The sequence below is a fragment of the Aeromonas sp. 2HA2 genome (genome assembly GCF_029237345.1).
Classification (GTDB): domain Bacteria; phylum Pseudomonadota; class Gammaproteobacteria; order Enterobacterales; family Aeromonadaceae; genus Aeromonas; species Aeromonas salmonicida.
In genome coordinates this window covers 17,003-42,470 of record NZ_JAACGB010000010.1, presented here as the reverse complement: position 1 = coordinate 42,470, position 25,468 = coordinate 17,003, and the positions used below count along the sequence as shown (strand labels likewise).

Annotated in this window: 25 protein-coding genes; 13 read left to right on the top strand and 12 right to left on the bottom strand. The window is 60.3% G+C overall.

Annotated elements, in window-relative coordinates:
• Nucleotides 1–63: 63 nt before the first annotated feature.
• From GWQ29_RS13915 to GWQ29_RS13905, 3 genes are all read left to right on the top strand, one after another.
• Nucleotides 64–2,124 carry a hypothetical protein gene (locus GWQ29_RS13915; protein WP_275919660.1) on the top strand — a complete coding sequence of 687 codons (2,061 nt, stop codon included), beginning with the start codon at nt 64–66 and terminating at the stop codon, nt 2,122–2,124.
• On the top strand, nt 2,094–2,819 hold the full coding sequence (locus GWQ29_RS13910; protein ID WP_275919659.1) for a DUF3142 domain-containing protein: 726 nt from the start codon (nt 2,094–2,096) through the stop codon (nt 2,817–2,819). Before GWQ29_RS13915 ends, GWQ29_RS13910 begins: the two co-directional genes overlap by 31 nt.
• Before the next feature lie 112 nt (nt 2,820–2,931).
• Nucleotides 2,932–4,557, top strand: coding sequence for a hypothetical protein (locus GWQ29_RS13905; RefSeq protein WP_275919658.1), 1,626 nt, complete (start codon nt 2,932–2,934; stop codon nt 4,555–4,557).
• A 42-nt stretch (nt 4,558–4,599) separates the two neighbouring features.
• Here GWQ29_RS13905 and GWQ29_RS13900 read toward each other — a convergent pair whose 3' ends face one another.
• A complete protein-coding gene (locus GWQ29_RS13900; protein ID WP_275919657.1) occupies nt 4,600–5,913 on the bottom strand; it encodes a sodium-dependent transporter in 1,314 nt (437 codons plus the stop codon).
• Nucleotides 5,914–6,280: 367 nt separating this feature from the next.
• On the opposite strand from GWQ29_RS13900, the gene GWQ29_RS13895 reads away from it, so the two are divergent.
• Nucleotides 6,281–7,048, top strand: coding sequence for an ABC transporter substrate-binding protein (locus GWQ29_RS13895; RefSeq protein ID WP_275919656.1), 768 nt, complete (start codon nt 6,281–6,283; stop codon nt 7,046–7,048).
• On the opposite strand, the gene GWQ29_RS13890 is transcribed toward GWQ29_RS13895, so the two are convergent.
• Together GWQ29_RS13890 and GWQ29_RS13885 are read right to left on the bottom strand one after the other, a co-directional pair.
• Nucleotides 7,010–8,323, bottom strand: coding sequence for a sodium-dependent transporter (locus tag GWQ29_RS13890; RefSeq protein WP_059112883.1), 1,314 nt, complete (start codon nt 8,321–8,323; stop codon nt 7,010–7,012). The two genes, GWQ29_RS13895 and GWQ29_RS13890, sit on opposite strands and share 39 nt — an antisense overlap.
• 213 nt (nt 8,324–8,536) lie before the next feature.
• The gene (locus GWQ29_RS13885) at nt 8,537–9,376 is read right to left on the bottom strand and encodes a 2OG-Fe(II) oxygenase family protein (RefSeq protein ID WP_275919655.1); all 840 of its coding nucleotides are present in this window, start codon (nt 9,374–9,376) and stop codon (nt 8,537–8,539) included.
• A gap of 205 nt (nt 9,377–9,581) precedes the next feature.
• On the opposite strand from GWQ29_RS13885, the gene GWQ29_RS13880 reads away from it, so the two are divergent.
• On the top strand, nt 9,582–10,145 hold the full coding sequence (locus GWQ29_RS13880; RefSeq protein ID WP_005318675.1) for a DUF2799 domain-containing protein: 564 nt from the start codon (nt 9,582–9,584) through the stop codon (nt 10,143–10,145).
• Between the two features lie 143 nt (nt 10,146–10,288).
• Here the strand turns inward: GWQ29_RS13880 and GWQ29_RS13875 are convergent, their stop codons facing one another.
• Together GWQ29_RS13875 and GWQ29_RS13870 are read right to left on the bottom strand one after the other, a co-directional pair.
• Nucleotides 10,289–11,107: a Cof-type HAD-IIB family hydrolase gene (locus GWQ29_RS13875; protein ID WP_275919654.1), complete on the bottom strand. Its 819-nt coding sequence runs from the start codon at nt 11,105–11,107 to the stop codon at nt 10,289–10,291.
• Nucleotides 11,108–11,247: 140 nt separating this feature from the next.
• Complete coding sequence (locus GWQ29_RS13870; protein ID WP_275910214.1) at nt 11,248–12,486, bottom strand: MFS transporter; 1,239 nt, start codon at nt 12,484–12,486, stop codon at nt 11,248–11,250.
• Nucleotides 12,487–12,756: 270 nt separating this feature from the next.
• Between GWQ29_RS13870 and GWQ29_RS13865 the strand changes: the two genes are divergently transcribed.
• Both GWQ29_RS13865 and GWQ29_RS13860 read left to right on the top strand, forming a co-directional pair.
• Nucleotides 12,757–13,380, top strand: a complete 624-nt coding sequence (locus GWQ29_RS13865; RefSeq protein WP_265463129.1) for a metalloregulator ArsR/SmtB family transcription factor — start codon at nt 12,757–12,759, stop codon at nt 13,378–13,380.
• Between the two features lie 308 nt (nt 13,381–13,688).
• On the top strand, nt 13,689–14,165 hold the full coding sequence (locus GWQ29_RS13860; RefSeq protein ID WP_005318665.1) for an Lrp/AsnC family transcriptional regulator: 477 nt from the start codon (nt 13,689–13,691) through the stop codon (nt 14,163–14,165).
• Between the two features lie 167 nt (nt 14,166–14,332).
• Here the strand turns inward: GWQ29_RS13860 and GWQ29_RS13855 are convergent, their stop codons facing one another.
• The 3 genes from GWQ29_RS13855 to GWQ29_RS13845 form a co-directional block, all read right to left on the bottom strand.
• On the bottom strand, nt 14,333–14,650 hold the full coding sequence (locus GWQ29_RS13855; protein WP_005318663.1) for a hypothetical protein: 318 nt from the start codon (nt 14,648–14,650) through the stop codon (nt 14,333–14,335).
• Between the two features lie 145 nt (nt 14,651–14,795).
• A complete protein-coding gene (locus GWQ29_RS13850) occupies nt 14,796–15,023 on the bottom strand; it encodes a hypothetical protein (RefSeq protein WP_131730039.1) in 228 nt (75 codons plus the stop codon).
• A 35-nt stretch (nt 15,024–15,058) separates the two neighbouring features.
• Entirely contained in the window at nt 15,059–15,484 is a 426-nt protein-coding gene (locus GWQ29_RS13845; RefSeq protein WP_005318661.1) for a MarR family transcriptional regulator, read from the bottom strand.
• A 143-nt stretch (nt 15,485–15,627) separates the two neighbouring features.
• Here GWQ29_RS13845 and GWQ29_RS13840 point away from each other — a divergent pair, with 143 nt between their 5' ends.
• The 6 genes from GWQ29_RS13840 (at nt 15,628) to glnE (ending at nt 22,699) form a co-directional block, all read left to right on the top strand.
• Nucleotides 15,628–16,074: an organic hydroperoxide resistance protein gene (locus GWQ29_RS13840; RefSeq protein ID WP_275919653.1), complete on the top strand. Its 447-nt coding sequence runs from the start codon at nt 15,628–15,630 to the stop codon at nt 16,072–16,074.
• Nucleotides 16,071–17,075 carry an NADP-dependent oxidoreductase gene (locus GWQ29_RS13835; protein ID WP_275919652.1) on the top strand — a complete coding sequence of 335 codons (1,005 nt, stop codon included), beginning with the start codon at nt 16,071–16,073 and terminating at the stop codon, nt 17,073–17,075. Before GWQ29_RS13840 ends, GWQ29_RS13835 begins: the two co-directional genes overlap by 4 nt.
• A 295-nt stretch (nt 17,076–17,370) precedes the next feature.
• Nucleotides 17,371–17,814 (top strand): NUDIX hydrolase, encoded by a 444-nt coding sequence (locus GWQ29_RS13830; protein ID WP_017411818.1) that lies wholly within the window; start codon nt 17,371–17,373, stop codon nt 17,812–17,814.
• A gap of 98 nt (nt 17,815–17,912) precedes the next feature.
• Entirely contained in the window at nt 17,913–19,067 is a 1,155-nt protein-coding gene (gene chrA, locus GWQ29_RS13825) for a chromate efflux transporter (protein ID WP_275919651.1), read from the top strand.
• Between the two features lie 71 nt (nt 19,068–19,138).
• Complete coding sequence (locus GWQ29_RS13820; protein WP_275907241.1) at nt 19,139–19,585, top strand: GNAT family N-acetyltransferase; 447 nt, start codon at nt 19,139–19,141, stop codon at nt 19,583–19,585.
• Between the two features lie 231 nt (nt 19,586–19,816).
• On the top strand, nt 19,817–22,699 hold the full coding sequence (gene glnE, locus GWQ29_RS13815) for a bifunctional [glutamate--ammonia ligase]-adenylyl-L-tyrosine phosphorylase/[glutamate--ammonia-ligase] adenylyltransferase (RefSeq protein ID WP_275919650.1): 2,883 nt from the start codon (nt 19,817–19,819) through the stop codon (nt 22,697–22,699).
• A 234-nt stretch (nt 22,700–22,933) separates the two neighbouring features.
• On the opposite strand, the gene GWQ29_RS13810 is transcribed toward glnE, so the two are convergent.
• From GWQ29_RS13810 to GWQ29_RS13795, 4 genes are all read right to left on the bottom strand, one after another.
• Entirely contained in the window at nt 22,934–23,698 is a 765-nt protein-coding gene (locus GWQ29_RS13810; protein ID WP_034523807.1) for a DNA-binding transcriptional repressor, read from the bottom strand.
• A gap of 88 nt (nt 23,699–23,786) precedes the next feature.
• The gene (locus GWQ29_RS13805; RefSeq protein ID WP_005318643.1) at nt 23,787–24,143 is read right to left on the bottom strand and encodes a transcriptional regulator GutM; all 357 of its coding nucleotides are present in this window, start codon (nt 24,141–24,143) and stop codon (nt 23,787–23,789) included.
• An 82-nt stretch (nt 24,144–24,225) separates the two neighbouring features.
• The gene (gene srlD, locus GWQ29_RS13800; RefSeq protein WP_219597836.1) at nt 24,226–25,005 is read right to left on the bottom strand and encodes a sorbitol-6-phosphate dehydrogenase; all 780 of its coding nucleotides are present in this window, start codon (nt 25,003–25,005) and stop codon (nt 24,226–24,228) included.
• 81 nt (nt 25,006–25,086) lie between these two features.
• Nucleotides 25,087–25,449: a PTS glucitol/sorbitol transporter subunit IIA gene (locus GWQ29_RS13795; RefSeq protein ID WP_017413165.1), complete on the bottom strand. Its 363-nt coding sequence runs from the start codon at nt 25,447–25,449 to the stop codon at nt 25,087–25,089.
• Nucleotides 25,450–25,468 lie beyond the last annotated feature (19 nt).

Genomic DNA, 25,468 nt, shown 5'->3' with positions numbered 1-25,468 from the left:
CCCCACATCTTGTAGCTTGCCTCCATCCCCTTCTATTGACTCCCTTGGCCGGAAACCGCCCTCATGAAACTGACTCCCCTGTGGCTGGCGCTGTGCAGCCTGCCTGTGCTGGCCTGTGGCCCGGATGGCTGCGAAACGCCGCTCACCCTGCAACTGACAGCAGCCCAGTGCCATCTGAACGGACTGCCATTTCTCTCCCCCGATAACGACACCCGTACCAATCTGGCCTTGCTGCTGGCCGATGAGCAGGCTTTCTCCCTGCCCGGTGGGGCTCTGCCTCTGCCATTTCGGGTCGATGAGCTGATAAGCCCGGCCGCTGGCGATACCGCACCTGCCGGACCGGATCCCCTGCTGGCGCTGGCCGCGTCGCTCGGCATAGAGGCCGCCACCACTGAAGCGGCCATCACCCGGGCCGGCAGCTGGAGCGAGGGGCGTTGTATCAGCAACAATCCAGTCTCTGCCGAGGCCTTCTTGCAGGCACTGGTGCAAACGCCCGCCCTTACCGCCAGTGATCGCAGCCAGCTGGCAAGCCAGCGGCTCGCCATGCTGGGTCAGTGCGGCCAGGCGCAGGACGCGGCAGAAAGCATGCCCCAGGGCGAAAGCCAGACGGCGCCGCTGTCCGCCGCCGCCAAGGGGTTTGCCGACTACCTGACCGCCAGCCAGCACTTCTATCAGGGGGAGTTTGCACAGGCGGATGCGCTGTTTGGCATCCTCGCCGAACAGGACCAGCCCTGGCTCAAGGAGACGGCCGACTACATGAAGATCCGGGTCGCCCTCAACCAGTCACAGCAAAGCGCCTTCGACGATTGGGGCAGCCTGGACCGCAGTCGGATCGATCAGGCTCAGCTACAGCGCTGCGAGCAGCTCATCACCGACTACCGCACCCGCTACCCACAGGGGCGCTATCTGGATTCCGCCACCGGCTTGTTGCGTCGACTTGCCTGGTTCAAGGGGGATAACGAGCTGCTGGCCAGTCACTATCTGCAGGCGAGCCAGCAGCAGAGCCAGCCGGATCTGGTCAACGAGATCGATCTCAAATTGCTGATGCAACCCGGCTTCACCGGCTCGGCAACCATGCCCATGCTGACCCTGGTGCAGGATCTGCGCCGGCTGCGGATCCATGACAGCTGGGATGAGTGGCAGCCGCTGCTCGCCGCCGAGATCGGCCAGCAAGCCTCCCAGTTTGCCCGGCACGCCCCCTGGCTGGCCTATCTGGAGCAGTCCAGCCGCTACTATCTCGCCAAGGATTATGCCGCCGTGGTCGCTGCCGCCCCTGCGCTGGCCAACGGCCCCCTGAATCATCTGGCCTTCAGCCAGCAGGTATTGAAAGGGATGGCACTGGCTGCCCAGCAGCAGTGGGCCAACGCCGAACAGCAGTGGCGCGCCCTGCTCGCCAACCAGCCGACCCCCTTGCAGGATCAGCTGTTGCAGCTTGCCCTGGCCATGACCCTGGAACGGGCAGGCCAGCTGGAACAGGTGTTTGCCAAGGAAAGCCCCATCAAGAGCGATCACTACCGCATCCCGCTGCTGGAGTATGTGGCACCGGCGCCTCTGCTGCGCCGCATGGCCCGGGATGAAACCGCCTCCGAGCCCCTACGTCAGCGCGCCAGTTACACCTTGAGTTACAAGCAGCTGACCCATGGCGACTACCAGGGCTTCCTGCAAGATGTGGCGGGCGCTCCCCCTGCGGCACCGTTCAACTGGCAAGGCAGCCAGGGTTATCAGTGCCCCGCCCTGACCGAGGTGGTCGCCACCCTCGCCAAGGCGCCTGGTACGCCCAGAGCCCTCAACTGCCTGGGCGAGTTTTTCCTGGCACAAGGGCTGGATTGGGATCCCCTGCTCCATCGACCGGGAGCCGATACCCTGGCGGGGAGCCAGGACCTGTTTGCCGGCAAGCAGCGCAGCCGCCTCGACTGGTATCAGCAGGTCATCGCCAATCCCAAAGCCGCCAAGGACGACAAGGCCTACGCCCTCTATCGCGCCATCAACTGCTACGCCCCGAGCGGCAGCAACGGTTGCGGCAGTCAGGATCTGCCCGTCAGCCAGCGCAAGGCCTGGTTCAACACCCTCAAGCAGCAACACGGGGCAAGCCAGTGGGCAAAACAGCTCAAATATTACTGGTGATACTGATCCTGCTCGGCACCGAGGCCAGGGCAAGCGTCGAGGCAAGCCAGTACCGCCAGTTCTGGTTGTGGGCCGGGGTCAGACCCCAACCCGTGTTGCAGCAGGCAGATCGCCTCTATCTGCATCAAGGGGAGATAGGCCCCCTGAACCCGGCCCTGCCCCTGCGCTTTCAGGGGCAGGGCATAGCGCCGAGCAAGCTGCCGGTGGGCGAACTCTGGCTCGCCTATCGGGTGGAACGGCTCGACTGGGATGACACCCTGTTGCAGAACTTGCAAAACCAGCTGGCGGCCTGGCAGCGAAAGGGCAATGAAGTGCGCGGCGTCCAGATAGATTTCGATGCCCGCACCCACCAGCTGGCCGACTATGGGCACTTCCTGCGTCAGCTGCGACAACAGTTGCCCGCTCGCTACGCCATCAGCATCACAGGCTTGCTGGACTGGACCCGCACCGGTGACATCAGGGAGCTGAATGCCCTGACAGCTGTGGTCGACGAGCTGGTGGTGCAGACCTATCGGGGCCGTCATACCGAACCCGGCTATGCCCGCTATCTGCAGACGCTGCACCGGCTGACACTGCCATTCAAGCTGGGGCTGGCGCAGGGGGGAGAGTGGGATCCCGCCTGGGAAGCGAGATTGGCACAGGTCCCCGCCTATGGGGGAGCTGTGGTGTTTCTGATCAATCCGCCCCCTCCTTGACCCCGGCGGGGTATTGACCCGAGTACAATTTACAGACAATAGTGGAAGCTCTTTTTGACTCCATCCCATGCCATACTTTTTCATATCGTGAACCAGCAAGGGAGCGCCAAGGATGCAGATCCTTTTGATCGCAGACGATGCCATGCTCAGCTCGGCCCTCTCCCAAGGACTGAGTGACCATGGCGTCACGCCATCCCAACTGACCTATTGCAAAGAGCTCACCACACTGCCCGCCCTGATACGCCAGCAGCCGTTCGACGCCATCATTTGCCGCCAATCTCGTCATCAGGCCCATGAGGGGATCCGCCTGCTGCAGGAGGCCCACTATCTGGGGCTGCTCGAACCTGGCTGCGTACTCTTGTTGCTGGATGGGGACGATGAATTGCTTCAGTACCCCCCTTCCGATCTCTATTTTCCACTGCGTCTATCCATGCCCTTCAACACGGATCAGCTGACGCGCTGTTTGCACGAACTGGTGTTGCTGACCGGGCTGACCCGCCACTTGGCCGCACCGATGAAACTCAGGGAGTGGCGCCTCGCCTGCTCCCTGTGCGAAGACCTGCTCTATCAGCACCAGAAGAACAAGGCGCTGGGCCCGCTGCTGGACAGGGTCAAGGGTTACATGTTGTTGCAGGAGCAGGATCACTTCCATGCTACCCAGCACTATGCCATGTGTACCACTGAGCACGACGCCTGGTGGCCGCGCAAGGGGCTGATCCACGCTCTGTTGGGGCTGAACAAGCTGGACAGCGCCCGCAAGGACCTGACCCGCAATCAGGAACGGCTGCCGCCGACAATCCAGCTGGAGCTGATGCTGGCCTGTCTGATGCACGAGGCGCAGTGGGAATCGGCCTGGGAGGTACTCGGCAAGCTGCTGCAAAAACAGTCCTGGTCACCCGAGTGGTGCCAGGCGGCCATCTTGCTGGCTCTGCTGCTGAAAGATGAAGGGAAGGCGCTCGAACAGGCCAACGCGCTCAGCCTGCGATTCTTCAGTGAGCACAGGTTCCGCCTGTCTATCGAGAATTTCGTCCTGAATGCCAGTCTGGCCGTGCTCTGGCACTACCCCACGGCAGCCAGGATCAGTGCCCTGCAACAGGAGTTTGACTATCTCAGCAAGGCCACCACACTGCGGGCCCACGAGGCTGCCTTGTTGCAGGCCCTTATGCTGGGTCTGGATTATCGCTTTGATGACGCCATAGTGCTGCTGGCCAAACACCCGCCGGAGGCGGCGCGGGACAATCATCTCAACCAGTTGCTCGGCTTTGCCGTCAGCCAGTTTTGCGGCCTGCCCCACCACGCCCAGCGCTATCTGGCAAAGCTCGGCCAGTACCAGGCCAGAGTGGCGCCATCACCGCTGCTCCAGCGACTGTTCACGCAGGTGGTCATCGACCTGAAACTGCAACTGGACCGCCGTGAAGAGCGCCTGACCTATCTGCGTCAGGAGCGGCAACGGGCCAGCGTATCGGGTCAGCATCAGCTGGCTGTGCAATACGCCCTGACGCTGCAGGAAGAGTTCCCGGCACTGCCGGGGGATGCCTGGCAACTGCTGGAGTTGCTGCAGCTGTGCTGGCCTGCCGGCATGCCGGCACCCAAGGTGGCACTGCTGGTTGATCGGCTGGAGCGGCGCCTGAACCACAGCGCCACCTTCATGGAGCACCATGCCGATGCGTATCAGAAGACCTTGCTGCAGATCCGATCACACCTGCACCCCAAGTCATCCTCCTCCCCGCCCAACTGAGCCCGGTGATGGCCGGGCTGGCGGACCTCGCAAGAAGCCCTCTTAAAACAGACCCCGCACCAGAATACCGGCGATCAGCAGCGGCGCAACCAGTCGCCAGCACCAGAGCAGGCCGAGCCGCAGCACGGGTGACAGACCGGCGGGCAGTATAGTGTCCCCCAGTCGCCAGCCCAGCAGCAGAGTCAGCACCAGGCCGAACAGCGGCATCATTAGGTTGGACGTCAGATAATCGAGCAAGTCGAAGATGGTCTTGCCAAACAGGGTCAGCTCGCTCCAGAGGCCGAATGAGAGGCTGACCGGAATACCTGACACCATGATGAGCAGGGTCAGCACCCGACAGGCACCGCGCCGTGACCAACCCCACTCCTCCGTGGTAAAACGCACCAGATGCTCCAGCATGGAGATGGAAGAGGATAGTGCCGCCACCAGCAGCAGCAGGAAGAAGACCACTCCCAGCCCCTGACCGAACGGCAGATGACTGAACACGGCGGGCATTGTCATGAAGGTGAGGCCGGGACCGGCAGTGGGATCGATACCGGTCGAGGCCAGCGCCGGGAAGATCATCAGACCCGCCAGCACGGAGATAAGGCTCGCCAGCGTCACCACCCAGACCCCGGAGCGCAGCACACCATCGCTGCTCGGCAGGTAGGCACCATAGGTGGTATGCACCCCGAGGCCAATGGAGAGGGAGAAGAAAGCCAGCCCCAGCGCATCCAGCACGCTCTGGCCGGTCAGCATGGAGAAGTCCGGCACCAGCAACTGACGCACCCCGGCCATGGAACCCGGCATGGAGAGACCCACTCCCACCAGCAACAACATCATGATGAACAGCGCCGGCATCATCCAGCGCAGTGCCCGCTCCACCCCTTTCTGAATGCCGCCCTGCACGAACCACCAGGTCAGTCCGGCAAAGACCAGATGAGTCAGCACGGGCCACCAGGGGTCACTGACATAACAGTTGAACAGGGCGGTGAGGGCGCTGCCCTCGCTCAGGTTGAGCTTGCCCGCCACCGCCAGCGCCGCATATCCCACGGTCCAGCCGCCCACCACGCTGTAGAAGCTGTAGATGAAGAAGCCGCACAGGATCCCCATGTAACCCATCCAGCGCCAGTTCGGGCCGACCAGCTTGTGGAAGGCACCGAGCACACCACGCTGACTGCGGCTGCCGAGCAATGTCTCCCCCACCAGTACGGCTACCCCCAGGGTGAAGCTGAACAGCAGGAACACCAGCAGGAAGGCACCGCCACCATTGGTGGCCGTCACATAGGGAAACTTCCAGATGGCGCCAAGGCCGATCGCCGTACCGGCCGCCGCCAGCACATGACCGAGACGGGAAGACCACTGAACCTGGCTCATACAACCTCCGGGGAACACAACATCACATCGATACTCCATGGGTAAACATTAAACGGGCAACCACAAAAAAGGCCGCCTGGCGGCGACCTTTGCAATGAACATTCAGACAAACTGCGCGTGCAAGGTCACCTCTCCTGAGAGCGGCAAAATCGGCCTGACAGCGCGAAAACGGGTGACATGAATAGGATGACCTGAACGCCAAAAAGGAGCCACAGCCTAAACCATGGCAAGAAAAATTGACATAATGAGAAATAAAATTTTTCAACTCCCATTGAAAACCCTATATTTATCAATCAGGGACGCCCTGTTGACCATGATAATGTCACCCCTGCGGCCACTTGATTCAGCATATGCAACAGGACAGAGCATGAAACGAACTCTACTCATCGGAGCACTCTTCAGCCTCAGCCTGACACTGTCGGCACAGCCCTCGCTGACCCTGCTCAGCCATGAACTCGTCCCCTTCACTCACCATCATGATGGCAAGCTCGACGGGCTTGCAGTTCGCCTGATCCAGCAAATTCAAGATGAACTGGGAGAAACGTATCCCATCCGGATTTACCCCTTCAAACGGGCCCTGGCACTGACCAGACTGGAGCCGGGATATGCGCTGTTTGTTACCCAGTGGGCACCCGAGAGAGAACCCTTCTTTAAATGGGTAGGACCACTGTTTCGGAACAAAGTGATCATCTATCAGCCCCCGTCACCCGGACACAAACTGAAGAGCCTCGACGATTTGCGTCATTTGCCAAGGGTCGGGGTTGTACTCGGTAATGCCGATGACGAACGACTCACCCGCGAGGGATATACCAATCTGGTGCGCTACCAATCGGTTGAGGAAGCCTTGCAACGCTTGGTACTGGGCAAAATTGATGCATTTCCGGTAGGCGAAATGGTGCTGGATGCCACCTTGGCACAGCGAGGGTTATCACATAGCAGCGTGACAAACTCGGGGGTAGTCCTTCATGAGTCATGGCTCTACCTCGCCTTTTCCAGGGATCAGGATGATGCCGTCATAGCCCGTTGGCAGTCCGCGCTCGACAAGGTCAGGTTGAAAAGTGGGAGGGGCATGCTGCCCCCCCATCAAAATCGAACCTCACATCAAGCCGCGCAACAGGATCCCGCCGATCAATAAGGGTGCCAGCCAGCGCCAGCAGCCCATCACCAGGGTCCGCCAGTGCTGCGCCAAGCCCTGGGGCAGCGCTCGCTGACCCAGCTTCCAGCCCAGCAACAGGGTGAGCGCCAGCCCGAACATGGGCATCATCAGGTTGGAGGTGACAAAATCCAGCAGCTCGAAGATGTTCTTGCCAAACAGGGTCACATCCGCCCAGGGGCCGAACGACAGGCTGACGGGAATGCCGTTCACCATCACCAGCAGAGTAATGAGGCTGCAGGCCGCGCGGCGTGACCAGCCCAGGCTCTCGCAGATGAAGCACTGCAGATGCTCCAGCAGCGAGATGGCCGAAGAGAGCGCCGCCACCACCAGCAGGGAGAAGAAGATCACCGCCAGTCCCTGACCAAACGGCAACTGCTGGAACACCGCCGGCATCGTCATGAAGGTGAGGCCAGGGCCGGAGGCGGGATCTATGCCGGTCGCCGCCAGCACGGGGAAAATCATCAAGCCCGCCAGCACGGCGATGAGGCTCGCCAGCAGTACCACCCAGAGACTGGAACGACCCACGCCTTCGCTGGAAGGCAAGTAGGCACCATAAGTGGTGTGAATGCCGAGCCCGATGGAGAGGGAGAAGAAGGCCAGCCCCATGGCATCGAGCACGCCGGACATGCCGAGCTTGCTGAAGTCCGGCATCAGGAAGTGGCGTACTCCGGCCATGGCATTGGGCAGGGTAAGACCGAAGGCCACCAGCAGCAGTATCATGATGAACAGGGCCGGCATCATCCAGCGCAAGGTACGCTCCACCCCCTGCTGCACGCCCCCCTGCACGAACCACCAGGTGAGAGCGGCAAACAGCAGGTGGGTCAACACGGGCCAGAGCGGATCGCCGACGTAGTCGTTGAAGCGGGCGGTCAGGGCGGCGCCGTCTCCGTGCTGCAGGCTACCCGCCAGCGCCATGCCGGTGTAACCCAGGGTCCAGCCGCCCACCACGCTGTAGAAGCTGAAGATAAGCAGGCTGCAGAGCAGGCCCATGGCCCCGACCCAGCGCCAGCGCTTGCCCATCAGGGCGCTAAACGCCCCCACCACACCACGGCGGCTCATGCTGCCGAGCAGTGTCTCTCCCATCAGCACCGCCACCCCCAGGGTGAAACTGAACAGCAAAAAGACCAGCAGGAAGGCACCGCCACCATTGGCGGCGGTCACGTAGGGAAACTTCCAGATAGCGCCGAGACCGACGGCGGAGCCTGCGGCGGCCAGAATATAACCAAGCCGGGATGACCATTGGGACTGCTTCATAAGAACTCCAATACAGGTGCCCACGAGCTGGGCCCAAAACGGCGCTCAGAGTACGGTCAAGGCCACGCAATCACAACGCCGCTTATCGGGCTAAAAAACGATTTATTGGCATCATTACCTAATAATATTCAGTTTTACGCGTTATCGTGCCGAAAAATAAAAACCGGAGCATTTTTGCTCCGGTTTTGACTGTCATGGACTCGCATTGAACGCCTAGATAACCCCCAGTTCCCGCAGTCGCTCCATCAGGTAGCTGTGGGCGGTATGACGCTCTGAGAGCACCACGTCCGGCCGCGGGTGAAGGAACAGTGGCAGGGAGATGCGGGACTTGCTGGCGCTGCCGCCGGTCGGATTGATGACGCGGTGGGTGGTGGAGGGGTAGTAGCCGCGAGAGGCCTCCTGCAGCATGTCGCCGATGTTGATGATGAGGGTGCCAAAATCGCAGGGCACATCCATCCACTCCCCGTCGGCTCCCTTCACCTGCAGGCCCGGCTCGTTGGCGGCAGGCAGAATGGTCAGCAGGTTGATGTCCTCGTGGGCGGCGGCGCGGATGGCACCCGGCGCTTCGGTGCCGTCGAACGGCGGATAGTGCAGCACCCGCAGCAGTGTCTTCTGGCTCTCTTCAATCATGGAAGAGAGCGGACAGCTGTAGTGAGCGGCGATGTCGCTCGGGGTGTATTGCTCGACCCAGCCCAGCAGCTCGGCGGCCAGATCGTTGGCGAGGCGATAGTACTCCATCGCCTGCTCCCTGAGCGCTTCCGGCATCTGGCCCCAGGGATAGAGGTGGAAGTACTCCTTGATGTCCTTCTGGCTGTGACCCTTGGCCACCTCGGACACAGACGGCGGGAAGTAGCCGTCCTGGGTCTCGCGGTTGAACAGGAAATCCTGCTTCTGTACGCTCATGAAGAAGCGATACCAGTTGTCATAGATGGACTGCACCAGCTCTTTCGGGATGGGGTGGTGGGTCAACACCCCGAAGCCCGTGGTACGCAGGGATTCGGTGAAGCGCTGCGCCGCATCGGGCGAGCGGTAATCGACGGTCAGGACTTTCATTGTTTTTGTTACGCGCCAGTTAAAAGATGGCGCAGTTTACCTCGCCCATGACCACAAGGAAAGTGAGCCGCCCCTCCCGCCCCAGCCGGTCGCAAATAGTGACAAAAACGTCAAAAAACGGCGCCAGCCAAGACCCGAGATCCTCCCTTGTCCTGACCCGGCATCCTCACTAGAATGCCTCCATCATCCACGCTGGAGCCCGTTTATGTCCCCCAAGATCCTGTTGCTGACCCTGCCTTTTCTGCTCGCCGGTTGCAGCTCGCTGTCGGAAGAGGAGTGCCGTGCCATGAGCTGGTACAACCTGGGCTATCAGGATGGGGAGCAGGGCAAGACCCGTCAGGCGACCCGTGACTATGTATCGACCTGTGGCGAATACGGCCTCAAGGTGGATGAAGCCGAGTGGAAACGGGGCTATGCCAAGGGGCTTGAGCTCTACTGCATTCCTGAACTTGCCTACAGCAAGGCCAAGTCAGGCCATGAGTATCTGGGAGTCTGTCCCAACGATGCCAGCTTCCTCACCCAGTACGATCGTGGTCGCAAGGAGTACCTGCTGGAGAAGCAGCTCAGCGAGATCAAGAGCGACTTGCAGCAGACAGAACGGGATATCGAACAGCTGGAGCGCCAGATCCGCAACGAGAACGACAGCAAGCAGCGCGACTACTACCGCGCCCAGCGCGAGCGGGCCATCCGTCATTACGAGGGACTGCGCCGAGACTACAACCGGATCCGCTTCCCTGATCGGGTGATCCAGTTCTCTTTCGGCAATTAAGACTCGGGCTGCACCGAGTACAGCGGGAACAGCCTCCCGACCCGGGTGATCCCCTTCTCTTTCGGGCATGGATGCGAAAAGAAAAGGCCACCCGGGCTATTTCCCGGCCTGGATGGCCCCTTTACTCTGGCCGCGGATCCTTACTAGGGCAGCACCCAGCGCTGCAACGCCAGCGCGATCCCGTCTTCGTTGTGATCGGCGGTCACCAGGTCGGCATGGGCCTGCACATGGGCGGCGGCATTGCCCATGGCAACCGCCAGCCCCACCTGCTCGAACATGCTGATGTCGTTGTTGTTGTCACCAAACGCCACCACGTTTTCCATCGTAATCCCCTCGCTCTCGGCCCACAGGGCCAGCCGGTTGCCCTTGCTGCACCCCGGTTGCACCAGCTCCACCGCATAAGGCGCCGCCCAGTCACGGGTAAAGGGCATGGCCTCGACCACCTCCCCCATGAACTGATGCAGCAGGGCAGGATCCTGGTTGAACAGCTCCAGCTTCCAGATCGGATTTTTCAGCCAGCTGACCAGATCGTCCGCAGGCAGCAGGGAGATCTTGAGATGATCCGGCTGGTTTGCCGACCAGTGGCGCATCCGGGTGATGTGATCCTCGCAGCCGATATAGCCGATCCCTTCGCTAAGGTGGAACAGGGCCCCCATCTGCTGCGCCTCGACCTGAACCAACAGCTCGGTGAGCGGGGCCACCGCCAGCGGGTCCCCCGCCAGGATCCTCTCCTGCGCCGGATCATAGAGGTAGGCACCGTTGCTGCAGATGATGGGGGTATCGAGGGCCAGCTCGTGATGGAAGGGGCGCGCCGTCATGAAGTGGCGGCCCGTCACCAGCAACACCTTGATGCCGTGGGCCCGCGCCTGGGCCAGCGCCGCTCGGGTCGCAGACGAGATCTTGTGATCCCGGGTCAGCAGGGTACCATCCATATCCAGCGCGATGGCCTTGTACTCACTCATAGCTCCTCCAGCCTCAAACAAATCAGCAAAGAGCCTTACCGTCCCAGAGCCGGCGCCCCGATGCAAGCCCTGTCAGGGACCGGGCCCCCAATCTGTGATCTGACCGGGGCACACTGCAGGTCCCTCCCGTCCACGGCTCCTCAACCCGGCTCGGCACAGCTCGCCAGACGCTGGCGTCGATCGGCCCGTTTGCGCAGACCGTAGAAACCGATGGCACAAACCACACCTGAGAGCGCAGCCAGATAGAAGGGCCACTCTGTGCCCGCCAGCAATGCCAGACTGCCCACTACGACCGCCAGGATTGAGCCGGCCACATTCAGCCCACGGTAGAGCCCCATCGCCTGCCCCTGCTGCTCGGCATGGCTGCGATTGGAGATGGCCACTGAAATGGCCAGCACCCCCAGGCTCATGCCGATGCCAGCCGGGATAAAGGTGAGCGTCAATCCCCACCAGTGGCTGGGCAGGATAAAGAGCAACATGCCCGCCGCCATCAACAGATGACCGACGACCCCCAGGCTGCTGCCGCGCCAGTGGTGAGCGAACCTAGCACCTAGCCAGGAGCCCGCCATCATCGGAAGGCTCACCAGTACCGAGGCCTGCGCCAACTGGGCCGGATCCCAGGCCAGCCGTTCCACCAGCCAGACGTTGAAATAGGTGAAATAGAGCTGCACAGCGCCGTAGCTGAGCAGGGTCAGCACGAAATAGGGCAACAGAGCCGGTTGCAGCAAGAGCTGACGAGAAGAGAGCGACGGCGCCTGCTGGCTGGGAGAAACCGGGGCCTTATTGGGCAACAACCAGAGCACCAGCAACAGGTTGACCAGGGTCATGGCCACCGCCAGCCAGGCGGCCAGACTGTAATCCCCCGATACCACGGCCGCATAACCTCCTATCATCGGCCCTACTACCCAGCCCAGGTTCATGCCTATGTTGATCCAGGCGAAGTTGCGGGTCTTGGTCTTGGTGGTGCTCATGTCAGCCGCCATGGCCTGCACTATGGCGATGTTGCCATTGAAGAATCCCTCCACCACCCGACTCAGCAACAACAGTGGCAAGGATCGCCAGACGATCCCCAACGCCATCAGGGCATACCCTGCCAGCACGCCGATCAGACAGAGCATCAGGATCGGTTTACGGCCGTGGCGGTCCGAGAGTCTGCCCAGCCTGGGGGATCCCACCAGTTGAAACAGCGGGTAGAGCCCCATGATGACCCCCAGCCACACCTTGCGACTCCAGTCAGACGCCTGTGGTGTCAGCATGCCCTGCGCCGGATCCAGCATCAGTGGCGCCAGCACGGGCGAGGGCAGGCTGAAGCCCGCTATAGCCAGTATCACCGTCATCACCAATACCCAGAGGGTCGCCTGCCCCTTGATCCCTTCCATGTCAGCCTCATTAAATAAAGTTATTGGTTTATTTATACTGAGCAAGGTGCATTATTAAGTAAAGTGAATTGTTGATTTAAAAGCGGCCGCTATCCATAATGACCCCATGAACATCCGTACTGACAAGATCCTCCTCCGATATCCTGGATCCTTGGCGTACCTGTCGATAACGGGAAGCCCTCAATGAACACCTGCACCGACAAGATCCTGTTCCTGCTCAAAATGCCATAGCTCCCCCAGAGCGCACCTGCCGATAACGAGAGCCATCGAATGAACGCCAGCACCGACAAGATACTGTTTCTGCTCAAGAGCCACGGCCCCCAGAGCGCAGCCGCGCTGGGGGAGCAGTTGCAGATGACCTCCATGGGCGCTCGCCAACATCTGATCGCGCTGGAATCCGACGGCTGGGTGGGTTTTAGCGATGAAGCCCGCGGCCGTGGCCGCCCCGTGCGCCTGTGGCATCTGACCGAACAGGCCTGGCAGCGCTTCCCCGATACCCACAGCGAACTGACCTTGCAGCTTATCGACAATATCCAGCAGCTGTTTGGCGAGGTGGGCATGGAGCGACTGATCCAGCAGCGTGAGCAGCAACAGCTGGGCCGTTATCAGGCACAGCTGACCCAGCCTGCGCTGGCAGACAGGCTGGCCACGCTGAAAAAGCAGCGCACGCGAGAGGGCTATATGGCAGATATGCGCCAGGAGGAGGACGGCAGCTGGTTGCTATGGGAGAGCCACTGCCCCATCTGCGCCGCAGCGCGGGCCTGTCGGGGGTTTTGTCGCAGCGAGCTGGAGATGTTTCGCCAGTTGCTGGCACCGGCCAGGGTGGAGCGGGAACAATACCTGCTGGACGGGGATCACCGCTGCCTCTACCGCATCACGCCGCCGAATCCTTGATCGCCGAATGCCAGAAACAACAAAGCAGGCGCCGGGATGCCTGCTTTGTTGCCTTCGGGGAGGAGGTGCTCTCGTTCCAGCCCGTCGTTTCCCGATAAGGTCGGACGGCTGATGGGGTGTGTGACCCGGTAAGGTCCTTCACCACAGAGACCGGGTTGGGTATCTGTCTTGCCACCGGAAGATGCAACCATAGTATCCCTCCCGGTGCAGTGAGTGGTTGCGAAGTAGCATGTATTTTCAGTTGTTTTTGCAATAGTTCACCCTTAATCTAGTAAAAGTGAATTAATAATTGCAACGAGGAACGGAGAATGCTGAAACTTGATCGCATAGACAGGCATATTCTGGAGTTGATGCAGGAGAATGGCCGCATCAGCAACCTGGAGCTGGCCGAACTGGTCGGGCTCTCCCCCTCCCCCTGCTCCCGCCGGGTCAAGGCGCTGGAGGATGCCGGTCTCATCGATACCCACGTCACCCTGCTCAACGCCCGCCAGCTGGGGCTCACCCTCACCGCTTATATCCATATCTCCATGGACAGACACACGCCGGAACGGTTCGAGAACTTCGACAAGGCCATCAAGGAGCTGCCCGAAGTGCTGGAGTGCGACCTCATCACGGGCAACGATGCCGACTATCAGCTCAAGGTAGTGGTGCGGGACATGGAGCACTACCAGCACTTCCTGCTGGACAAGCTGACCCACATACCGGGCGTGACCGGCGTCCGTTCCAGCTTTGTGCTGCGCCGCATCAAGCACAAGACGGCACTGCCGCTGAACCATCTGGGGTAAGGGATCAGCATGCTGCCATGTGTCCACCTCGACACGCGAGGTGAGGCGGATTGGAGCATGAGAGACCCCTGACGAAGAGAGGAGGCCCCGGGGCCTCCTCTCTTTATTGATTGCTATCTATTGGCACTCGCTCATGTCGCGACTCAATGCCCTGATACGGAGTCTGATCAGACCGCGACCTGGCTGACATCCTGCACCTGCAGCAGCCAACCAGCCTGCTCCTGCTGGGGCTCACCGCTCACCCGCAATCGCTCACCGGTCGGTATCCACTGCCCCTCGGGCAGGGAGACCAGCAGACTCTCGCTGCCATTGTCGAACAGCCAGCGATCTTCCCCCAGCGACTCTATCAGATAACCTTCCATCTCCACTCTGGACTCGGCTTGCCAGGAAGGCGCAACGGAATCACGGCTCTCGATGAAATCCCCCTGAACACCAAAACTGGCTAGCCCCCACAGAATGGAGAGCCCGACCAAAGATGTTTGCATCTTGTCTCTCCTCTTTTGGAACTGTGGAGCCAGTATGGGAAGAGAAGCGTGAGCACACCATGAACAAGGTGGCAAAGTGCAGGCGAGATCGCGAAAAAAACCGGCCAATGGGCCGGTTGTGTCATTTTATGGCGCCGAGATCACACTATTTGGCGGCTTCCTCTGCCATCCGGGCCGCTCTTGGCTTATTCGTCCACATGGCAACGCCTCTATGATCTGCGCAGATCCCCTCTTCGATCACGGCACGTACCCGGGTGCCATCCTTGCAGATGGCCTGCCAGGCATCGGCATCATCGATCGCCATCGAAGGAGAGCGAGAACCTGTGCTGCAGGCGGTCAGCAACAGTACAAACAGGGGCAACAGGATTTTCATGGGGTGGATCCTCAAGCTGTATGGGTCGGCCGAACTCAGCGCCCCAGCTGCGCCGAAATGCGATCGCAGAGCTGCTTGAGCTGGGCCAGTTCAGCATCGGCCAGATCCACCTGATTGCGCAAGTTGTCTGCCAGGCAACACGCTTTGACCTCCCGTTGCAGCTGGCGCCCCGCTTCGGTCAGGCAGATGCATTTTTGCCGCTCGTCCTCGCTGGAGACGGTGCGGGTCAGCCAACCCTTGCTCTCCAGCCGCTTGACGATGGGGGTCAGAGTGCCCGCATCCAGCCCTGTCTCCTGACCAATCTCCTTGAGGCTGACCTCATCCCGCGCCCACAGCGACAACATCACCAGATACTGGGTATAGGTCAGGTCCAATTTGTCCAGCAGCGGCCGATAGGCGCGCATCACGGCGTTGGAGGCGCTGTAGAGGGCAAAACAGACCTGCTTTTTCAATTCACTCATGGGGGCACCTCATTGGCAAGTGGGGCCAGTATACCCCAGCAAGGTGGAGGGAAAAATGATTTGCACACAAAACAGTTGCCAACCTTCGCGTTCAGGACTAGTCTGATTTTACTTTGCACACAAAACAAATAAGAGCACCCGACATGAAGACACTCTATCGCACACAGGCCATCGCCCAGGCGGGCCGCAACGGCGAAGTTCACACCCTGGACAACAGCCTGCAACTGGCACTGGCCCTGCCAACCGCCCTCGGCGGCAACGGCAAGGGCAACAATCCGGAGCAACTGCTGGCCGCTGGCTACGCAGCCTGTTTCTCCAACGCCCTGATCCACGTGGCCCAGAAACTCGGCGCGCCCATCACCAGCGCACCGGTCACGGCCAGCGTCGAGTTGCTGGCACTGGCCGATGGCCGCTTCAACTTCGCCATCACGCTGGACGTGGCGCTCGCCGCAGCGCAGCCTGAACAGATGGCGCAGGCCGAGCAGCTAGTGCGGCTGGCCTACCAGACCTGCCCCTTCTCAAATGCCATGCGGGGCAATGTCGTCACCCGCCTGCGGCTAAACGATATCGAACTGGAGGAAAAACAATGAGTCTGCTCAGTCATCAAATTCAGCTGCTGCGCCGCCCGGTCGGTATGCCCAGTCAGAACGATTTCATCCAGGCCGAGGTCGCGCTGCCCGAGTTACAGGAAGGGGAAGTGCTGGTCGCCAACCAGTGGCTGTCAGTGGACCCCTACATGCGCGGTCGCATGACAGAGGCCAAGAGCTATGTGCCGCCCTTTGCCCTGCACAGTGCGCTCGATGGCGGTGCCATCGGCACTGTGCAGGACTCGCGCCATCCCGACTTTGCTGTTGGTGATCGGGTGAGCAGCATGCTGGGCTGGCGCAATAGACTGGTCGCCAAGGCCGATCAGCTGACTCGCCTGCCCGACACAACACTGCCAGCCCAGTTATTCTTGGGAGCCCTCGGCATGCCGGGCATGACCGCCTGGGTCGGGCTCAACCGCATCGCCAAGCTGCAAGCCGGCGAAACAGTGCTGGTGTCGGCGGCCTCAGGCGCGGTCGGATCCATGGTGGTGCAACTCGCCAAGCGGGCGGGGGCCAGAGTGATCGGCTCCACCGGCTCGGCCGACAAGGTCGCCTACCTCAAGACGCTGGGGGCTGACGAGGTGATCAACTACCGTGAAACCCCGGATCTCGATGCCGAGCTGACGCGGCTCGCCCCGGAAGGCATCAACGTCTACTTCGAGAACGTGGGCGGCGCCATGCTGGATGCCGCTCTCAACAACATGGCGGTACACGGTCGCATAGTGCTGTGTGGCCTCATTGAGCAGTACAACAGCAAGGGCGAGGCGAGCGGCCCGCGCAACCTCTCTCAGGTGATCCGCAAACGCCTCACCATGCAGGGGCTTATCGTGTCTGATCACTGGCAGCACTACGGCGAGTTTCTGGCCGAGGTGATCCCGGCATTCGAGGCCGGTGCACTGCAAGCCGAGGAGACCATCTATCAGGGGCTGGCCAGCATGCCGCAGGCCTTCATCGGTCTGTTCGAAGGACGCAATACCGGCAAGATGCTGGTCAAGCTGGACTAAGTCACCGGACTGGACCATCACACAGCCAGCAACTTGCATGACGGGCCCAACCGACCTAAGGTGGGCCCGTTTTTTATGGTGCAATCCCGTTTCGACAAGGAGCCTCGCATATGTCCGCTCTCTACCCCCGAGTCAGTGGTCGATGACAGTGTTATCTTGACCAACCCGGTTGTCCCACCTAATCACGCAAGGAGCCTCGTATATGTCCACTCTCTACCCCCGCGTCGGTGGTCGATGACAGTGTTATCTTGACCAACCCGTTTGTCCCACATCACCACAGCAAGGAGCCTCGTATATGTCTACTCTCTACCCCCGCGTCGGTGTCGGCGTTATCCTGACCAACAGTCAGGGCCAGGTGCTGCTTGGCAAGCGCAAGGGCAGCCATGCTCCCTACTGGTCCATCGCAGGCGGCCATCTGGAACTGGGGGAGAGCTTCGAGTCAGCGGCGATCCGGGAAGTGGCGGAGGAGACCGGCTTTGTCATCACGGCGCCCAGCGTCATCGCCGTCACCAACAACCTGGAGACCTGGCGCGAGAGCGGGTTGCACTACATCTCCGTCACCCTGCTGGCCCGGGTGGAAGGCGAGCCGCAACTGCTGGAGCCGGAAAAATGCGAGGGCTGGATATGGTGTGATCCCCGCAACCTGCCAGAGCCCCACTTCGATGCCAGTCGCCAATCGATAGCCTGCTGGCTGGCCGGTCGTTGCTACCTGCCACAACCAGGCCAGCCGACAGAGTGACCATTGCCTGCCATCAGCCCCCTGATTTGTCATAAAAAAGTCACCGCTTTGTCATATCATCCCAACCGGCTCGACAAGGACAACAAGGGAGTGACGACATGGGGCAGGTATTCATTCAATTTCTATGGCTGGGTTGTGTCAGCTTCGGTGGGCCCGCCGCCCATATCGGCTATTTCCAACGCACCTTCGTCGAGCGACTGGGCTGGCTGAGTCAGGCCGAGTTTGCCCAGCTGCTGGCCCTGTGCCAATTGCTGCCGGGCCCCGCCTCCAGCCAGCTCGGCTTTGCCATCGGGCGCCACAGAGCCGGCCTGACGGGGGCCCTGGCCGCCTTTGTCGGCTTTACCCTGCCCTCGTTCCTACTGTTGCTGGCCGCCGCCATCGGTCTGGGACAGCTGACCGCCAATGTATGGCTGGAAGCCGCCCTGCACGGCCTCAAGCTGTTGGCACTGGTGGTGGTGGCGGATGCGGTGCTCACCATGAGCCGCCAGTTCTGCAAGACACAGTTGCAACAGGGCGTCATGGTGGCCACCGCCGCAGTACTCTGGTGGCAACCCGGGCTCTTGACCCAGCTAGGCCTCTTGCTCGGCGCCGCCCTGCTCTGTGCCCGGTTCAGTGCGCAGCAACCGGCAACGCCGCTCTCATCGCAGCCTCAACCCCCTGTCGCCCACCCGCCCCACTGGCCTGCCTTGATCCTGTTTGCGCTGCTGTTTATCGGCCTGCCACTGCTGGCTCACGGCTCCGTCAGCCGCCTTGTCGCCGATTTCTATCAGGCGGGCAGCCTGGTATTCGGTGGCGGCCACGTGGTGCTGCCCCTGTTGCAAGAGAGCGTGGGCCATACCCTCACTCAACAACAGTTCCTGACCGGCTACAGTCTGGCTCAGCTGGTGCCCGGCCCCATGTTCACGCTGGCAAGCTACCTTGGTGCCCAGTTGCTGCCAGCGACACCACTGCTTGGCGCCCTGCTGGCGACCCTGGCGCTGTTCCTGCCGGGCTTTCTGCTGCTGTGGGCCCTGGGGCCAAGCTGGCAGCGCTGGCTGGCCCGCCCCCGGCTGGCAGGGGCAGTGACAGGGATCAACGCCGCCGTGGTGGGGCTGCTGCTGGCCGCCCTCTACCAGCCGGTATGGCTGGGCGCCGTGCAGGCCCCGAGCGATCTCGCACTCGCCGCCATCGGCTTCTATCTGTTGCGCGTCTTGAAGCTGCCCATTCTGGCCCTTGCGGGACTGCTGGTGGGCGCCGCCATGCTGCTGGCCTGATGCCGCGATTTGAGTAAACTGGAAGGCCCCGTCAGGGGCCTTTCTTATTCATGTGACGGCAAGGAGCCAGGATGCAGCAGCCACAAAATCACTCCCAACTTGAAATAAGCGACGACAAGGGGCGGTTAGACGTGCCCTTGATCCACCATTTTTTGTCCGAGGAGGCCTACTGGTGCCTCGGTATTCCGCTGGCGACGGTACAGAGAGCCATCAACCACTCCCTCTGTTTCGGTGGCTACGTGGCAGGCCAGCAGGTGGCCTTCGCCCGGGTCATCACGGACAGGGCCACCTTCGGCTATCTGGCGGATGTATTCGTGCTGCCCGCTCATCGCGGCCGAGGCCACAGCAAGGCGCTGGTGGCGGCCATTCTGACTCACCCGCAATTGCAGGGGCTACGCCGCCTCAGCCTGGCGACCTCGGATGCCCACGGCCTCTATGCCGGTTTTGGCTTCGAACCGCCGCGCAAACCGGCCAGCCTGATGGAAAAGTACGATCCCGAGATTTATCTGCGCCCTTGAGTTCTGTCACGCAGGCGGCTCGTGGCCATGCAGCACGCCCCTGCGCTGTGACGCAGGGGCGTGACAGTGCCTGATGAGGGTATCCGCGACTTGATTGTCCTTGGGGCAAGTCACTGAACCCCCTGGTCTAATTGACCTCTGTCGTACTGTGACGAGCCGCGCGACAGTGCTAGATTGGCTGCCAGGATTTTCATTCACTCTGCAGACCCGTTAACCACAAGGACGGCAACCGTGGCCCAGCATTTTGCTTCTCTCTCCCTCCCCTCCTCTCTTCCGCCCTTGCTGCAGGATCAGGCCGAGCGCCAGTGGCAACGGCTGATCGAGCTGGCGCCCGATTATGGCGCCCTGCCCGAGGCGATTCGCCAGACCCTGCTGACCCTGCTTGGCCTCTCCGATTTTGTCTCCGATTCGCTCATCAAGCAGCCCGAACTGGTGACTCAGATCCTCGCCTCGGGGGATCTCGAGCGGTCCGAACGCTGGCCCGCCTATCAGCGCGATCTGACCGATCTGCTCGCCAATGTGAGTGATGAAGAGGCGCTCAAGCGCATCCTGCGCCAGTTCCGCCGCAGCCGCATGCTGGTGATCGCCTGGCGCGAGCTGCTGGGCCATGCGGCGGTGGAAGAGAGCTTTATCCATCTCACCAAGCTGGCGGATGCTCTCATCTGCTCCGCTCGCGACTGGCTCTACCAGAAGCAGTGCGGCGAGCTGGGCACCCCCATGGACGGGGATGGCAACCCGCAGCCACTGCTCATCCTCGGCATGGGCAAGCTCGGGGGCGGCGAGCTGAATTTTTCTTCAGATATCGATCTTATCTTCACCTTCCCCGAGAATGGCTACACAGTCGGCGGACGGCGGGAGCTGGCCAACCAGCCCTTCTTCATCAAGCTGGGGCAGCGGCTGATCAATGCCCTCCACCAGCCCACCCAGGATGGTCAGGTATTTCGGGTCGACATGCGGCTGCGCCCCTTCGGCGATGCGGGCCCGCTCGCCATCTCCTTTGCCGCCATGGAGGACTATTACCAGCACCACGGCCGCAACTGGGAGCGCTACGCCATGGTCAAGGCGCGGGTACTGGGCCCCCAGTGCGAGCACGGGGTCACGCTGGCCGAAATGCTGCGCCCCTTCGTGTTTCGCCGCTACATCGACTTTGGCGTCATCGACGGCCTGCGCCAGATGAAGGCGATGATCGCCGCCGAGGTGCGCCGCAAAGGGCTGGAGGGCAACATCAAGCTGGGGGTCGGCGGCATTCGCGAGGTGGAGTTTATCGCCCAGGCGCTGCAGCTTATTCGCGGCGGTCGCGAGCCTGCGCTGCGGGTGCGCCACCTGCCCGAGGCGCTGGCCGCCATCGCCCAGTGCGGCGCCCTTGAGGCAGAGCATTGCGACCGCTTGCTGGTGGCTTACCGCTTCCTGCGCCGGGTCGAGAACATACTGCAGGAAATCGGCGATCAGCAGACCCAGACCCTGCCCACCGAGGAGCGGGATCGGTTGCGGCTGCTCACCGCCCTGGGTTTTACGGACTGGGGCGCCTTTATGGCCCATCTGGATGAGGAAATGGCCGCCGTTCATCAGGAGTTCGCCGCCGTGGTAGGCGAAGAGAAGGAGGCCCCCGCCCATCTGGAGCAGCTCTGGCTTGATCTCTGGCGCACCGAGCTCGATGCTGCCGAGCTGGAGACATTGCTCGTCACTCAGGGCGTCCAGGATCCGGTTCCGCTCTGCACCGCCCTGCTGCGCTTCAAGGAGGAGTACAAGCGCCGCCAGGTGGGCCCGCAGGGGCGCATCGCCCTGGACTGGCTGATGCCTGAGTTGCTGCGACTGGTGGTGGCAAGCCGTGAGCCTGCCCGCCTGTTCGAGCGAGTGTGCGAGCTGCTGACCCGCATCTTCACCCGCAGCGCCTATCTGCAGCTACTGGCGGAGAACCCCGCCGCCCTGCGCCAGCTGGTGCGGCTGTGCGATGCCAGCCATCTGGTGAGCGAGCAGCTGGCCCGCTACCCCATACTGCTGGATGAACTGCTGGATCCCCAGCACCTCTACCACCCGACTCCACTCGATCAATACAAGCCCCAGTTGCGCCAGTTCCTGCTGCGCATCCCCGAGGAGGACGTCGAGCAGCAGATGGAGGCATTGCGCCAGTTCAAGCAGGTGCAGCTCTTGCGCATAGTGGCAGCCGACATCGCCGGCGCCCTGCCGCTGATGAAGGTGAGCGACCACCTCACCTGGCTGGCGGAGGCAATCACCGAAGAGGTGGTCAATCAGGCCTGGACCCAGATGAGCGAACGCTACGGAGTGCCGCCCGAAGTGACTGTGACCGGCCAGCGCGGTTTCGCCGTGGTGGCCTATGGCAAGCTGGGCGGCATAGAACTGGGCTACGGCTCGGATCTCGATCTGGTATTCCTGCACGGCGGCGATCCCAACAGCTACACAGACGGGCGCAAACCCATCGACAGCCGCCAGTTCTACCTGCGCCTGGCCCAGCGGATCCTGCACCTGTTCAGCACCCGCACTCCGTCAGGCATCCTCTATGACATCGACATGCGACTGCGTCCCTCAGGCGACTCGGGCCTGCTGGTCTCGTCGCTGACCGCCTATGAGCAGTATCAGCGCAGCGAGGCCTGGACTTGGGAGCATCAGGCACTGGTGCGGGCCCGCCCCATCTACGGCGATGAGACCGTCATCGCCGAGTTTGGGAGGATCCGCCGCGCCGTGCTGGCCAAGGAGCGAGACCTCGCCATCCTCGCAAAAGAGGTGCGCGAGATGCGCCACAAGATGCGGGATCACCTGCTCAAGGCCGGCGAGGGGGAGTTCGATCTCAAGCAATCTCCCGGCGGCATGGTGGATATCGAGTTCATCGCCCAGTATCTGGTGCTGGCTCACGCCAACGGCGAACCCGAGGCCCTGACCCGCTGGTCCGATAACGTGCGTATCTTCGATGAGTGCGTGATGGCGGGAGTGCTCACCCTGGAGCAGGCGGAAGGGCTGAAACAGGCCTATCTGGAGATCCGCAACCTCGGCCATCGCCTCAATCTCTCGGAGATCTCCCGCAAGGTGGGGGACGACCAGTTGCTGACCGAGCGAGGCCATGTGCTGGCGGTCTGGCAACTGCTGTTGGGGAAGTGACGCAAGGCTTGGCCGGAGCAATGAAAAGGGGCGCTTCAGCGCCCCTTTTACTTTCCGGAATGGTCGGTGGCATCTGGCCCTATCGCCCTGCGGCCAGCTCGATAAAAGTCGGCAGCATAAGCGGTATCTCTTCAGAAGCGCACACAGGCCAATAGATGGAATCATGATTCCGTCCCTGAGAGACTATACCTGCCTCTCAGGCATATTCTGGAGGCCATTGCCCTGAATCTGGCGTCAAACCAGCAAGATCTCGATACCCTGTCGTTCCAGTGCCTGACGGTCCGCATCGCTAATCCCGGGGTCGGTAATGATGATGTCTATCTTGTCGATCGGCACGACTACGTTGGGGGTTCGCTGGCCAAATTTGCAGGAGTCGGTCACCACTATGATCTTTTTCGCTGACTGGCACATGGCCTGACTCACCTGATATGCCTCGTTGAAGGTGGTGATCCCCTGTTCAACATCAAAACCATCGGCACCGATAAAGAGTTTGTCGAAGGTGAAGTCCCGAAAAGCCTGCTCGGCCGACTTGCCATGAAAGGAAGCGGAGCGTTTGCGATAGGTGCCGCCAGGCATCAGCAATGTCAGGGAACTCTCAAGGGCAGCCGCTTCATTCATGATGTGCAGGCTGTTGGTCATCAGCTTGAGCCCGACATGTTCAGCCAGCCAGGGCACCATCTGCAAGGTGGTACTGCCACTGTCGAGCACGATGGACTCACCATTTTGCACAAGGCTGGCAGCCTTGGCCCCGATACGCTGCTTGATGTTCAAATTGAGCGTGGTTTTCTCGTCCATGGTACGGTCTTCCAGAGCGGCACCATTGAATGCCTCCGCCCCGCCATACCGCCTCATCACCAGCTGTGCCTGCTCCAGAAAGCGAAGATCGCTACGAACTGTGGCTCCTGTGATGTTGAAATAGTCAGCCAGCTCCTTCACTGACGTTCTGCCATTTTCACGTAGATAACGAACCAGCATATCGCGTCGAGTTTCTATAGACATTCAGGATTCTCACAGTGATTAAAAGTCTGACCAGTTCAGGAATCTACCTCCATTTTTTCAAAATGAAAACAAATGTACAGGAAAAACGTCACTTAGTTGATAAAGCGCACGCTATCGCCTCCCGAATGGAGGGAGATAACCCAGTCACATCCTGCTCACTCAGGGGCAAACTGGCGTGCAATAACGCGGTTAGTGGCTTGGGGCGTGTAAAGGTGCTGATCCCTTTCATCAGGCGAGCATCAAGGATCACGCCTTCTGCATCATGGACGAGTACCACCAGGGTGCGTGGCCGCCAACGGGAAGCTGTCCGGCCTATCCTGACCACTCCTTTTCGGCTCAGCTCCTGCAACATACGGTTGAATGATTTTAATTGGAAAAATCCCAAGACCATTTGCAAAATCCATGCAGTCAATGCAACAAAAATCAAGGCATTTACCGTATCCATTAGTTACCTCACTGACGAAAACAAAGTGAAACGGCAGTGCCTCATGCACTGCCGAAATATCTGGTGACAAGCCATGATGGACTTAAAACATGACCTGACCACCAGTAATATTGATGGACTGGCCAGTACAGTAAGAAGCATTGTCGCTGGCATAGAATTTCAACACATTGAGTACATCTTGAAAGTCACAGCCACGTTTGAGGGGAACTTTATCGATATAAGCCTGTTCCACTTGATCCTCTGGAATGCCGAGCTTTACCGCATACTGGGGTTTTAGCGATTGGAACATGGGACTCTTGAGCAAATTTCCCAACATCAGTGAATGCACTGTGATGTTGTGCTCTGCCAGATCCAGAGCCAGAGATTGCGTCAGCCCTATACCACCAAACTTTGCAGCTGAATAAGCCGAGTTATGCTTGGAACCCACTTTGCCAGATTTGGAGTTTATCTGGATGATACGACCACCGTGAGACTCCCGTATCATGATCCGCGCCACTTCTTTTGCACAAAGGAAATAACCTGTCAGGTTGATATCCAGTGAGCGATGCCAATCAGCGAGAGGAAAGCTGTCGATCTTGGCAGCGGTAGCCGTTCCCGCATTGTATACCAGCAGATCGATACGACCGAAGCGCTCATCAATGGCGTTTACCATACGGATGACATCTTCTTCCTGAATGGCATTGGCCTGAATCGACATGACATTTTCTGCACCATGGTCATGAGCCACTTCATCCGCTGTTTTCCGGGCAGCCTCGCCATCCAGATCGGCGACGACCACACAATAGCCATCATCAGCCAACCCTTTGGCCAGAAAAGCTCCCAGGCTTTTACCGCTACCAACTATCAGCGCTACTTTAGACATGTTATTCTCCCAAGGTTGTATCTCACCCTCCTCTACATCAGAGCGACCAAACTCAATAATGTGTAGAGGGGGTGTGAGTTTTCAGTGATTCGATGTAAATATGATTTCTGTGCCAATCTCCAGAGCCTTTGGGCATGTGCCATTGACATGGACAGTCCCCGGATATTCAGCTTCTGAAGCGCCATCAAATCGAATGGTAATATGACCCAATGCATCAAGGTTGTGGCTTACTACACAGCCAACCGCCGTAATGGGATAGCTGATTGCGCCTAATAAAAATTGTCCACCTACCAGAATTTCACCATTCAACTCGGCATCTGGATGAATGAAGCAATAGTCAGCGACATCCTTTGGTGCATTATCATTGAAGATAATCATCATATTTTCATTGAGTGATTCTGTTGCGAATTCCCCAATTTGAGTTACTTGCGTCCGATAGAGCATTGTCTATGTCCTTCTCTAC